12 protein-coding genes are annotated in these 12,878 nt (G+C 50.8%); all 12 read left to right on the forward strand.

The annotated features are described in order from the left end of the window. Positions 1–29 precede the first annotated feature (29 nt). The 12 genes from purE (at position 30) to purD (ending at position 12,856) form a co-directional block, all read left to right on the forward strand. Positions 30–518: a 5-(carboxyamino)imidazole ribonucleotide mutase gene (gene purE / locus CP943_RS03920; protein ID WP_020450433.1), complete on the forward strand. Its 489-nt coding sequence runs from the start codon at positions 30–32 to the stop codon at positions 516–518. Continuing rightward, positions 511–1,653, forward strand: coding sequence for a 5-(carboxyamino)imidazole ribonucleotide synthase (purK, locus tag CP943_RS03925; RefSeq protein ID WP_080131558.1), 1,143 nt, complete (start codon positions 511–513; stop codon positions 1,651–1,653). The genes purE and purK overlap by 8 nt, the downstream gene beginning before the upstream one ends. Continuing rightward, positions 1,650–2,945, forward strand: coding sequence for an adenylosuccinate lyase (purB, locus tag CP943_RS03930; protein ID WP_020450435.1), 1,296 nt, complete (start codon positions 1,650–1,652; stop codon positions 2,943–2,945). Before purK ends, purB begins: the two co-directional genes overlap by 4 nt. 74 nt (positions 2,946–3,019) lie before the next feature. After that, a complete protein-coding gene (purC, locus tag CP943_RS03935) occupies positions 3,020–3,736 on the forward strand; it encodes a phosphoribosylaminoimidazolesuccinocarboxamide synthase (RefSeq protein ID WP_105980769.1) in 717 nt (238 codons plus the stop codon). A 1-nt stretch (position 3,737) separates the two neighbouring features. Next, positions 3,738–3,992: a phosphoribosylformylglycinamidine synthase subunit PurS gene (gene purS / locus CP943_RS03940; RefSeq protein ID WP_003179532.1), complete on the forward strand. Its 255-nt coding sequence runs from the start codon at positions 3,738–3,740 to the stop codon at positions 3,990–3,992. Further along, positions 3,989–4,672 carry a phosphoribosylformylglycinamidine synthase subunit PurQ gene (gene purQ / locus CP943_RS03945; RefSeq protein ID WP_080131266.1) on the forward strand — a complete coding sequence of 228 codons (684 nt, stop codon included), beginning with the start codon at positions 3,989–3,991 and terminating at the stop codon, positions 4,670–4,672. Before purS ends, purQ begins: the two co-directional genes overlap by 4 nt. Further along, the gene (gene purL, locus CP943_RS03950; protein ID WP_020450438.1) at positions 4,656–6,884 is read left to right on the forward strand and encodes a phosphoribosylformylglycinamidine synthase subunit PurL; all 2,229 of its coding nucleotides are present in this window, start codon (positions 4,656–4,658) and stop codon (positions 6,882–6,884) included. The genes purQ and purL overlap by 17 nt, the downstream gene beginning before the upstream one ends. Further along, positions 6,860–8,290, forward strand: a complete 1,431-nt coding sequence (gene purF, locus CP943_RS03955) for an amidophosphoribosyltransferase (RefSeq protein ID WP_023855588.1) — start codon at positions 6,860–6,862, stop codon at positions 8,288–8,290. Before purL ends, purF begins: the two co-directional genes overlap by 25 nt. 124 nt (positions 8,291–8,414) lie before the next feature. Beyond that, positions 8,415–9,455 (forward strand): phosphoribosylformylglycinamidine cyclo-ligase, encoded by a 1,041-nt coding sequence (purM, locus tag CP943_RS03960; protein WP_101561728.1) that lies wholly within the window; start codon positions 8,415–8,417, stop codon positions 9,453–9,455. After that, entirely contained in the window at positions 9,452–10,039 is a 588-nt protein-coding gene (gene purN / locus CP943_RS03965; RefSeq protein WP_020450441.1) for a phosphoribosylglycinamide formyltransferase, read from the forward strand. The genes purM and purN overlap by 4 nt, the downstream gene beginning before the upstream one ends. After that, on the forward strand, positions 10,036–11,574 hold the full coding sequence (gene purH, locus CP943_RS03970; RefSeq protein WP_105980770.1) for a bifunctional phosphoribosylaminoimidazolecarboxamide formyltransferase/IMP cyclohydrolase: 1,539 nt from the start codon (positions 10,036–10,038) through the stop codon (positions 11,572–11,574). The genes purN and purH overlap by 4 nt, the downstream gene beginning before the upstream one ends. A 13-nt stretch (positions 11,575–11,587) precedes the next feature. Next, a complete protein-coding gene (gene purD, locus CP943_RS03975; RefSeq protein ID WP_020450443.1) occupies positions 11,588–12,856 on the forward strand; it encodes a phosphoribosylamine--glycine ligase in 1,269 nt (422 codons plus the stop codon). Positions 12,857–12,878 lie beyond the last annotated feature (22 nt).

Consider the following 12,878-nt stretch of genomic DNA (forward strand, 5'->3'; position numbering starts at 1 on the left):
AATAACAGCTAAAGGTGGGACAAAAAGATATGCAGCCTCTTCTTGGTGTTATCATGGGAAGCACATCTGACTGGGAAACGATGAAACATGCCTGCGGCATCCTCGATGAACTGGGAATTCCGTACGAAAAAAAGGTCGTCTCCGCACATCGGACGCCTGATTTAATGTTCGAATATGCCGAAACGGCGCGGGAAAGAGGCTTGAAAGTCATCATTGCCGGAGCGGGCGGAGCCGCTCACCTGCCGGGAATGGTCGCAGCCAAAACGACGCTGCCCGTCATCGGTGTGCCGGTTCAGTCAAAAGCGCTGAATGGTCTCGATTCGTTGCTTTCAATCGTTCAAATGCCGGGCGGTGTACCCGTTGCGACCGTTGCCATCGGGAAAGCGGGAGCGGTCAACGCCGGACTGCTTGCGGCGCAGATTTTGTCTGCTTTTGACGAAAAGCTTGCCGGAAGATTGGATGAACGAAGGGAAAGCATCAGAAAAACCGTGTTGGAAAGCAGTGATCAGCTTGTATAAACAAACGATTTTTCCGGGAGCGACAATCGGCATTATCGGAGGCGGACAGCTTGGCAAAATGATGGCGGTCGCGGCCAAACAAATGGGCTATAAAATCGCTGTTGTTGACCCTGTCCCTTCATCACCGTGCGGACAGGTCGCAGACCTTGAAATTACGGCTGCTTATAATGATCGCGAAGCGATACGGAAGCTTGCCGAAGCGAGCGATGTGATTACTTATGAATTCGAAAACATCGATTATGATGCGCTGAACTGGCTGAAAGAGCACGCTTACCTTCCGCAAGGGAGCGAGCTGTTGCTCCTTACGCAAAACAGGGAAACCGAGAAAAAAGCGATTGAATCAGCGGGCTGCAAAGTCGCCCCGTACCGAATCATTCACGACCGAACGGAACTGGAAGCATCCGTAGCGGAGCTCGGTCTTCCGGCGGTGCTGAAAACTTGCCGCGGCGGGTATGACGGAAAAGGGCAGTACGTCCTGAAACAACAAGCACAAATCGGGGAAGCCGCAGCACTTTTACAGCACGGCACATGCATTTTGGAAAGCTGGGTTCCTTTCAAAATGGAATTGTCGGTGATCGTGACGAGATCGGTTCACGGAGAGACAACCGTTTTTCCGGCGGCAGAGAACATCCATAAACAAAATATTTTATTCCAGAGCATCGTCCCGGCACGGGCCGATGAAGCGGTTCAGGAACAAGCGGCAGCACTTGCCCTCAGGCTTGCCGAAAAGCTTCAGCTTGTCGGAACACTGGCCGTTGAGCTTTTCCTGAAAGAAGACGGCGAACTTCTCGTCAATGAGCTAGCGCCGCGGCCGCATAATTCTGGCCATTACACCCTTGATCTTTGCGAAACGAGCCAGTTTGAACAGCATATCCGTGCTGTCTGCGGACTGCCGCTCGGCAAAACGGACCTTCTGAAGGAAGGAATGATGGTAAACCTTCTCGGAGATGAAGTGTACATGGCTGAAGAAGATCCCGAACTATTAAAAGAAGCGAAGCTTTATATATACGGAAAGCATGAAGTCAAACCGGGCCGCAAAATGGGGCATATCACATTTTTAAGAACACCCGACAATGAATGGATCGGGAAGATGACAGAAAAGTGGATTGAAAGAGATGGAGGACGAAAACAATGATCGAACGTTATTCAAGACCGGAAATGGCTGCGATTTGGACGGATGAAAACAGATTCCAAGCATGGCTGGAGGTTGAAATACTGGCTTGTGAAGCTTGGGCTGAGCTCGGCGTCATTCCGAAAGAAGATGTGAAGGTTTTACGGGAAAAAGCGTCGTTTGACATCAACCGCATCTTTGAAATCGAGCAGGACACGCGCCACGATGTCGTCGCATTTACCCGCGCCGTATCGGAAACGCTTGGCGAAGAGAAAAAATGGGTGCACTACGGACTGACATCAACAGATGTGGTCGATACCGCTCTTTCCTATCTATTAAAACAGGCGAACGATATTTTGCTCAAGGACATTGAGAGATTTGTTGACATCTTGAAAGAAAAAGCAAAGGAACATAAATATACGGTCATGATGGGACGCACACACGGCGTGCATGCAGAACCGACGACATTTGGCTTGAAGCTCGCCCTTTGGTATGAAGAAATGAAGCGCAACCTGGAACGCTTCAAGCAGGCGAAAGAAGGCATCGAAGTCGGTAAAATTTCAGGCGCAGTCGGAACGTACGCGAACATCGATCCATTCGTCGAGCAGTACGTATGTGAGAAGCTCGGCTTAAAACCGGCGCCGATTTCAACACAGACGCTGCAGCGCGACCGCCACGCCGATTATATGGCTGCACTGGCGCTAGTTGCGACAAGCATCGAGAAATTCGCCGTTGAGATCCGCGGCCTCCAAAAAAGCGAAACCCGCGAAGTCGAAGAATTTTTCGCAAAAGGCCAAAAAGGTTCTTCTGCCATGCCGCATAAACGCAATCCGATCGGTTCGGAAAACATGACGGGAATGGCGCGCGTCATCCGCGGCTACATGCTGACCGCCTATGAAAATGTACCGCTTTGGCATGAACGCGACATTTCGCATTCATCAGCAGAGCGCATCATTCTGCCTGATGCGACGATCGCGCTGAACTACATGTTGAATCGCTTTGGCAACATTGTGAAAAACTTGACCGTGTTCCCTGAAAACATGAAGCGCAACATGGACCGTACACTCGGATTGATCTACTCTCAGCGCGTTCTTCTCGCTCTCATTGATACCGGCATGGCGCGTGAAGAAGCGTATGACACCGTTCAGCCGAAAGCGATGGAAGCATGGGAGAAACAAGTGCCGTTCCGCCAGCTTGTCGAGGCTGAGGAAAAAATTACGTCCCGACTGTCTCCGGAACAAATTAACGACTGCTTTGATTACAATTACCACTTGAAAAACGTCGACTACATTTTTGAACGTTTAGGCTTAGCGTAGAATAGACCGCCCGCTTTAACAGGCGGGGGTCTAAAAGATGAAATATTTCCAACATTCGGGTTAGGAGGCCTTCTGTGAATATTGTGAAAAATGAACTTTTATATGAAGGAAAAGCGAAAAAGATATACCTGACGGATGATGACAACACGTTGTTTGTCGAATACAAAGACTCGGCGACGGCTTTTAACGGAGAAAAAAAAGCCGAGATTGATGGAAAAGGCCGTTTAAATAACGAAATTTCCAGCCTGATTTTCACAAGGCTTCACGAGAAGGGAATCAACAACCACTTTGTTGAACGAATTTCAGAAACGGAGCAGCTCATTAAAAAAGTGACGATCATCCCGCTTGAAGTCGTTGTCCGCAATGTCGTTGCAGGAAGCATGTCCAAACGGCTCGGCATTCCGGAAGGCACGGAGCTGGAGCAGCCGATTATCGAGTTTTACTACAAGGATGACGCGCTCGGCGATCCGCTGATCACAGAAGACCATATCCGGATTTTAAACGCGGCTGAGCCTGAACAGGTGGAGAAAATCAAATCGATTACGAGACAGGTAAACGAAGAGCTGCAGACGATTTTCGCGGCTTGCGATGTCAGATTGATAGATTTCAAGCTTGAGTTCGGGCGCGATAAAGACGGCGAGGTCCTGCTGGCCGATGAGATTTCCCCGGATACGTGCCGGCTGTGGGATAAAGAAACGAATGAAAAGCTTGATAAAGATGTGTTCAGAAGAAACCTGGGCGGATTGACGGATGCATACGAAGAAATATTCAAAAGACTTGGAGGCATGTAATATGTACAAAGTGAAAGTGTATGTCAGCTTAAAAGAGAGTGTTTTAGATCCTCAGGGGAGCGCCGTTCAGCATGCTTTGCACAGCATGTCCTACAAAGAAGTTCAGGACGTCCGCATCGGCAAATACATGGAGCTCACCATCGAAAAATCGGACCGCGACCTTGACGTTCTCGTCAAAGAAATGTGCGAAAAACTTTTGGCCAACACGGTGATTGAAGATTACAGATACGAAGTCGAGGAGGTTGTCGCACAGTGAAATTTGCGGTGATTGTGCTGCCGGGCTCAAACTGCGATATCGATATGTTCCACGCGATCAAGGATGAGCTTGGCGAAGAAGCTGAATACGTCTGGCATACAGAAACAAGTCTTGATGAATATGACGGTGTCCTCATTCCGGGGGGATTCTCGTATGGGGATTATTTAAGATGCGGCGCGATCGCCCGCTTCGCAAACATTATGCCGGCCGTCAAAAAAGCGGCTGAAGAAGGGAAGCCGGTGCTCGGCGTCTGCAACGGCTTTCAAATTTTGCAGGAGCTCGGTCTTTTGCCGGGCGCGATGAGACGCAACAAAGATTTGAAATTTATTTGTCGTCCGGTTGAACTGGTTGTCCAAAACAATGAAACGATTTTTACATCTTCCTACGGCAAAGGCGAATCCATCACGATTCCGGTCGCCCACGGCGAAGGAAACTTCTACTGTGATGAAGAAACGCTTGCCGGATTACAAGAAAACAACCAAATCGCTTTCACATACGGAACGGATATCAACGGAAGCGTCGCCGGCATTGCAGGCGTCGTCAATGAAAAAGGCAATGTATTAGGCATGATGCCTCACCCTGAACGCGCAGTCGATTCTCTGCTCGGAAGCGCCGACGGTCTTAAACTGTTTCAATCTATCGTGAAAAATTGGAGGGAAACTCATGTCGCTACTGCTTGAACCAAGTCAAGAACAAATTAAGGAAGAGAAGCTCTATCAGCAAATGGGTGTCAGCGATGACGAGTTTGCCATGATTGAATCGATTCTCGGAAGGCTTCCAAACTATACGGAAATCGGGATTTTTTCGGTCATGTGGTCAGAGCACTGCAGCTACAAAAATTCCAAGCCGATCCTGAAAAAGTTCCCGACAAAAGGCGAACGCGTCCTGCAAGGGCCGGGGGAAGGCGCAGGAATCGTCGATATCGGCGACAATCAGGCGGTTGTCTTCAAAATCGAATCGCATAACCATCCGTCAGCGATTGAGCCTTATCAGGGAGCTGCAACAGGTGTGGGCGGCATCATCCGCGACGTCTTTTCAATGGGCGCGCGTCCGATCGCTGTTTTGAACTCTCTCCGGTTTGGTGAACTCACTTCACCGCGTGTGAAGTACTTGTTTGAAGAAGTAGTCGCGGGCATTGCCGGATACGGAAACTGCATCGGCATTCCGACCGTAGGCGGTGAAGTTCAGTTTGACAGCTGCTATGAAGGCAATCCGCTTGTCAACGCGATGTGTGTCGGTTTGATCAACCATGAAGATATTAAAAAAGGGCAGGCGAAAGGCGTCGGCAATACGGTCATGTACGTCGGTGCGAAAACGGGGCGCGACGGCATCCACGGCGCCACGTTCGCCTCAGAGGAAATGTCTGACCAATCAGAAGAAAAACGCTCGGCTGTGCAAGTCGGCGATCCATTCATGGAAAAGCTGCTTCTTGAAGCGTGTCTGGAAGTCATCAAATCAGACGCCTTGGTCGGTATTCAGGACATGGGTGCGGCAGGACTGACAAGTTCAAGCGCGGAAATGGCATCCAAAGCCGGATCGGGCATCGAGATGAACCTTGACTTGATCCCGCAGCGCGAAACAGGGATGACGCCGTACGAAATGATGCTTTCCGAATCTCAGGAGCGCATGCTTTTAGTCATCGAACGCGGCCGCGAACAAGAGATCATCGATATTTTTGACAAGTATGATCTTGAAGCTGTGGCTGTCGGTCACGTGACAGACGACAAGATGCTGCGCCTTTTCCACAACGGGGAAATGGTTGCCGATCTTCCGGTTGATGCGCTTGCAGAGGAAGCGCCGGTTTACCATAAGCCGTCAAAAGTTCCGGCTTATTATAAAGAATTCCTTGAAACAGACGTCCCTGCACCAAAAGTCGAAGATGCGAAAGAAACGCTTCTCGAGCTGTTAAAGCAGCCGACTATTGCGAGCAAAGAATGGGTTTATGACCAATATGACTACATGGTCAGGACGAACACGGTTGTCGCACCGGGCTCTGATGCAGCCGTCCTGCGGATTCGCGGCACGAAAAAGGCGCTTGCCATGACAACGGACTGCAATGCCCGCTACTTGTACCTCGATCCGGAAAAAGGCGGGAAAATCGCTGTCGCGGAAGCGGCCCGCAATATCGTCTGCTCCGGAGCAGAACCGCTTGCCGTTACGGATAACCTCAACTTTGGGAATCCGGAAAAGCCGGAGATTTTCTGGCAGATCGAAAAAGCGGCAGACGGGATCAGCGAGGCGTGCAACGTGCTCAGCACACCGGTCATCGGCGGAAACGTCTCTCTTTACAACGAATCAAACGGAAGCGCGATCTACCCGACGCCTGTCATCGGAATGGTCGGACTGATCGAAGATACAGACCATATTACGACACAGCACTTTAAAGCAGCGGGCGATTTGATTTATGTCATCGGCGAAACATTCCCTGAGTTCGCCGGAAGCGAGCTGCAAAAACTGTCCGAAGGAAAGATTTACGGCAAAGCGCCTGCCATCGACTTGGAAGTCGAACAAGCGCGTCAAAAAGCGCTTCTGAAAGCGATCCGCACAGGGCTCGTGCAGTCCGCGCATGACGTCTCAGAAGGCGGCATTGGCGTGGCGCTGGCGGAAAGCGTCATATCTTCTCAAGGACTCGGCGCCAATGTAACGCTTGCAGGCGAATCTGCATTGTTATTCAGCGAAACACAATCACGGTTTATCGTCTCTGTGAAAAAAGAGCATCAAGAAGCGTTCGAAAAGCTTGTCAAAGACGCCGAGCTCATCGGCGAAGTAACGTCAGACAGCGCGCTGTCTGTTCAAAGCCAGGAAGGACAACAATGGATTCATGCGCAGATAGAAGAGCTCGAAAGCGCATGGAAAGGAGCTATCCCATGCTTGCTGAAATCAAAGGCTTAAATGAAGAATGCGGCGTATTTGGGATTTGGGGGCATGAAGAAGCACCGCAAATTACGTACTACGGCCTTCACAGCCTTCAGCACAGAGGCCAGGAGGGTGCCGGCATCGTGGCGACAGACGGCGAAAAAATGTCCGCCCACAAAGGCCAGGGGCTGATTACTGAAGTTTTTCAAAACGGCGAGCTCAAAAAGGTGACAGGAAAAGGAGCGATCGGCCATGTCCGCTATGCAACGGCGGGCGGCGGCGGCTTCGAAAACGTCCAGCCGTTCCTTTTCCATTCGCAAAACAACGGCAGCCTTGCGCTTGCGCACAATGGAAACTTAGTAAACGCCACTCAGCTGAAACAGCAGCTTGAAAACCAGGGCAGCATTTTTCAAACGTCTTCTGATACGGAAGTGCTCGCCCATTTAATTAAAAGAAGCGGCCACTTCGAGTTGAAAGATCAGATCAAAAACGCTCTTTCCATGCTGAAAGGCGCTTATGCTTTCCTGATCATGACGGAAAAGGAGATGATCGTGGCGCTTGACCCGAACGGACTCAGACCGCTGTCTGTCGCAATGCTCGGCGACGCGTACGTCGTCGCTTCTGAAACGTGCGCGTTTGATGTGGTCGGCGCGACATATTTGCGCGATGTAGAACCGGGTGAGATGCTGATCATCAATGATGAAGGCATGAAGTCTGAGCGGTTCTCCATCAACATCAACCGTTCGATCTGCAGCATGGAGTACATTTATTTCTCAAGGCCTGACAGTAATATTAACGGCATTAATGTCCACAGCGCGAGAAAGAATCTCGGTAAAAAGCTTGCTGAAGAATCAGGCATTGAAGCAGATGTGGTGACAGGGGTTCCGGATTCAAGCATTTCAGCGGCCATCGGCTATGCCGAAGCGACGGGAATTCCTTACGAACTCGGACTGATTAAAAACCGCTATGTCGGCAGAACGTTCATTCAGCCGTCACAGTCGCTCAGGGAGCAGGGCGTGAGAATGAAGCTGTCAGCCGTCCGCGGGGTCGTTGAAGGCAAGCGCGTCGTCATGGTGGACGATTCCATCGTGAGAGGCACGACAAGCCGCAGGATTGTGACGATGCTGCGCGAAGCCGGAGCGACGGAAGTGCACGTCAGAATCAGTTCCCCGCCTATTGCCCATCCGTGCTTTTACGGAATTGACACATCAACGCATGAAGAACTGATCGCGTCCTCCCATTCAGTGGAAGAAATCCGTCAGGAAATCGGCGCCGATACATTGTCATTCTTGAGCATTGAAGGACTCCTTTCCGGGATCGGAAGACAGTATGAAGACGAAAACTGCGGGCAGTGCATGGCCTGCTTTACAGGAAAATACCCGACCGAGATTTATCAGGATACGGTTCTTCCTCACGTGAAAGAAGCCGTTTTGACAAAATAAACCGGCCGGCGCTCTTGAAGCGCCGCGCCTCCTGAAATGAATAAAGGGCAGCAGAAGCGATGCGGCTGCTCTTTTGATTTTGAATATTACGAATGGACAAGCGCGGAATAAGGAGTGGATTGTGTTGTCTGAAAGCTATAAAAACGCCGGGGTTGATATTGAAGCCGGATATGAAGCCGTAAAACGAATGAAAAAACATGTGGAAAGAACGAAGCGAATCGGCGCAATGGGCGGTCTTGGCGGATTTGGCGGCATGTTTGACCTGTCAGAACTGCCGTACAAAAAGCCGGTTCTGATTTCGGGAACGGACGGTGTCGGCACAAAGCTGAAGCTCGCTTTTGCGATGGACAAGCATGACACGATCGGCATCGATGCCGTCGCTATGTGTGTCAACGATGTGCTCGCTCAAGGAGCGGAGCCGCTGTTCTTCCTCGATTACCTTGCGGTCGGAAAAGCCGACCCCGTCAAAATTGAAGAAATTGTAAAAGGCGTCGCAGAAGGCTGTGTACAGTCAGGATCAGCGCTAGTCGGCGGAGAAACGGCGGAAATGCCGGGTCTTTATACAGAGGATGAATACGATATTGCCGGGTTCTCGGTCGGAGCCGCTGAAAAAGATGGCATCGTCACGGGCGAAAACATCAGCGAAGGGCACCTTTTAATCGGACTTTCTTCAAGCGGACTTCACAGCAACGGCTTCTCTCTCGTTCGTAAAGTTCTTCTTGAAGATGCCGGTCTGAACCTTGATGAGACGTATACACCTTTTGAACGGCCTCTTGGCGAAGAGCTTTTAGAGCCGACGAAAATTTATGTCAAGCCTGTCCTTGAAGCGGTGAAATCAGGTAAAATCGCAGGCATGGCGCACGTGACCGGCGGCGGTTTTATTGAAAACCTGCCGCGCATGATGCCTGATGGTCTCGGTGTTGAAATCGACATCGGCTCCTGGCCCGTCCCTCCTGTCTTTCCGTTCATTCAGGAGAAAGGCGGCCTGAAGTCCGAGGAAATGTTCAATGTTTTCAATATGGGAATCGGGTTTGTCCTTGCGGTGAAAGAAGAGGATATGACAGACGTGATTCAAACGCTCGAAAACAACGGTGAAAAAGCCTATCTCATCGGCAGAGTGAAAGCCGGAAGCGGCGTTGAGTTTGGCGGTGCCGGTCTTTCATGAGAAAATTCGCGGTATTTGCATCAGGAAGCGGAACGAACTTTGAAGCGATCGCAAGAAGAATGAGAGAAGAGAACTGGGATGCCGAAATCGTCCTTGTCGTCTGTGACAAGCCCGATGCGAAAGTGCTTGAAAGAGCGGAAAAAGCCGGAATTCCATCGTTCGCATTCCAGCCGAAATCGTTCGAAAATAAAGCAGCTTTTGAACAAGTGATCGTTGAACAGCTCCGCCTCCACGGAGCAGAATGGATTGTCCTGGCGGGGTACATGAGACTGATCGGCGATACGCTTCTGTCGGCTTACCGGAATAAAATCATCAACATCCATCCGTCGCTCCTGCCGGCGTTTCCCGGCATCGACGCGATCGGACAGGCGTACAGAGCGGGTGTGAAAGTGGCGGGCATCACGGTTCACTATGTTGACGAAGGCATGGACACCGGTCCGATTATCGCCCAGCGCGCCGTCGAGCTTGAAAAAAGCGAAACACTCGCATCTCTTGAAGAAAAGATACACAAATTGGAGCATGAGCTTTATCCCGAAGTAATCAAAGAGCTTCTTGAACTAAATGGCAGAGGTGAAAAGGAATGACGATCAAACGCGCATTAATCAGCGTATCAGATAAAACGAACATTGTCCCTTTTGTAAAAGAATTGACAGAGCTTGGCGTAGAAGTGATTTCAACAGGCGGCACAAGCAAACTTCTTCAGGAAAACGGCGTTGACGTCATCGGCATTTCTGAAGTGACGGGCTTTCCCGAAATCATGGACGGCCGTCTGAAAACCCTTCATCCGAATATTCACGGCGGGCTTCTTGCCGTCCGCGGCAACGAAAAACACATGGCGCAGCTCAATGAACAGGGAATTCAGCCGATCGACCTTGTCGTTGTTAATTTATATCCGTTTAAAGAAACGGTTTCTAAAGAAGACGTCACATTCGAAGAAGCGATTGAGAATATCGACATCGGCGGTCCAGGCATGCTTCGCGCAGCAGCGAAAAACCACCAGGACGTGGCGGTTATCGTCGATCCCCGCGACTACAGCCCTGTACTGAACGACTTGAAAGAAAACGGCAGCGTCTCTCTTGAGAAAAAACGCGAGTTGGCAGCGAAGGTGTTCCGCCACACGGCAGCGTATGACGCGTTGATCGCTGACTATTTAACAAAGGTAACCGGCGAAAAAGAGCCTGAACAGTTCACCGTCACCTTTGAGAAAAAGCAATCGCTCCGCTACGGCGAAAATCCGCATCAGGAAGCAGTCTTTTATCAAAGTGCGCTCCCTGTCAAAGGGTCAATTGCTTCAGCTGGACAGCTGCACGGAAAAGAGCTTTCTTACAACAATATCAAAGACGCGGATGCAGCACTTCAAATCGTCCGCGAGTTCACGGAGCCGGCTGCGGTTGCCGTCAAGCATATGAACCCTTGCGGCGTCGGGACGGGCAACACGATCGAAGAGGCGTTTAACAAAGCATACGCCGCTGACGAAACGTCAATTTTCGGCGGCATCATCGCTTTGAACCGGGAAGTGGATAAAGCGACGGCTGAAACGCTTCACAAAATCTTTTTGGAAATCATCATCGCGCCAGCATTCAGCGAAGAAGCGCTTGATATTTTAACATCCAAGAAAAACCTTCGCCTCTTGACCCTTGATGTCAATCAGCCTGTGAAAAACGAAAAGCAGCTGACATCTGTTCAAGGCGGGCTTTTGATTCAGGATCTGGATATGCACGGTTTTGACGACGCCGACATCACAATTCCGACGAAAAGAGAGCCGACCGAACAGGAATGGGCTGACTTGAAGCTCGCTTGGAAAGTTGTGAAGCATGTCAAATCGAATGCGATTGTCCTGGCAAAAGACGATATGACGATCGGCGTCGGCGCTGGACAAATGAACCGAGTCGGCTCCGCGAAAATCGCAATTGAGCAAGCCGGCGGGAAAGCGAAAGGAAGCGCGCTCGGATCAGATGCGTTCTTCCCGATGCCTGATACGGTCGAAGAAGCGGCTAAAGCCGGTGTGACGGCGATCATTCAGCCGGGCGGATCGGTTCGTGATGAAGATTCGATTCAAAAAGCGGATGAATACGGGATCGCGATGGTGTTCACCGGAATCCGCCATTTCAAACATTAAGGGAGTGACCAGCGTGAACGTATTGATTATCGGCAGAGGCGGCAGGGAGCACACGCTCGCCTGGAAAGCGGCGCAAAGCCCTCTTGTCGGCACTGTATATGCGGCGCCCGGCAATGACGGAATGGCCGGGACCGCCGTACTCGTTGATCTTGACGAAGGCAATCACGAAGGGCTTCTCGCTTTCGCAAAAGAAAACAATATCGGACTGACGATTGTCGGTCCTGAGGTCCCTTTAATCGAAGGGCTTGTTGATGCATTTGAAGAAGCGGGCCTTCCGGTGTTCGGTCCGTCGAAAAAAGCAGCGGTGATTGAAGGAAGCAAGCAGTTTGCCAAAGATCTGATGAAAAAATATCAAATACCGACAGCAGAATACGAAACGTTTACATCTTTTGAAAAAGCAAAGGCGTATGTTGAGGAAAAAGGCGCGCCGATCGTCATCAAAGCTGACGGGCTTGCCGCTGGAAAAGGCGTCACAGTCGCGATGACAGCCGAAGATGCGGTTCAGTGTCTGCATGACTTTTTAGAAGATGAAAAGTTCGGCGATGCAAGCGCCTCTGTCGTTATCGAGGAATTTTTGAGCGGTGAAGAATTTTCGCTGATGGCTTTTGTCAAAGGTGAAAAAGTGTATCCGATGGTGATCGCGCAAGATCACAAGCGGGCATTTGACGGAGACAAAGGCCCGAATACAGGGGGAATGGGCGCATATTCCCCGGTGCCGCAGATTTCGGATGCGGTCGTTGAAGACGCCGTTAAAACGATTTTGGAGCCGGCGGCCGAAGCGATGGTTAAAGAAGGCCGTTCGTTTACGGGAGTCTTGTATGCTGGCTTAATGCTAACCGAAAAAGGAACAAAAGTGATCGAATTCAACGCGAGATTCGGAGATCCGGAAACCCAGGTCGTACTGCCGCGTCTTGAATCAGACCTTGTACAAGTCTTGCTTGACCTCCTCGCGGACAAAGAAGTGGAGCTGAAGTGGAAGGATACGGCGGCAGTCACCGTTGTTCTTGCATCTGACGGCTATCCGGAAAGCTATGAAAAAGGCACGCCGATCGGCATGCTTGAGCCTGATATGGAACAGACCGTCGTCTTTCACGCTGGCACGAAAAAAAGCGGCGGTCAGTTTGTGACAAACGGCGGCCGCGTCGCCAATGTCACGGCGTTTGCCGAGACGTTTGAAGCGGCCAGGGAAGCAGCCTATCAAGCGGTGGAACGAGTAAGAAAACCGGGGCTGTTTTACCGGACGGATATCGGCGCGCGTGCGCTCAAGGCAGCGCAGAAATAACCGGTGAAGAGACAGAGCGGGA

The organism is Bacillus paralicheniformis (genome assembly GCF_002993925.1).
Classification (GTDB): Bacteria; Bacillota; Bacilli; order Bacillales; family Bacillaceae; genus Bacillus; species Bacillus paralicheniformis.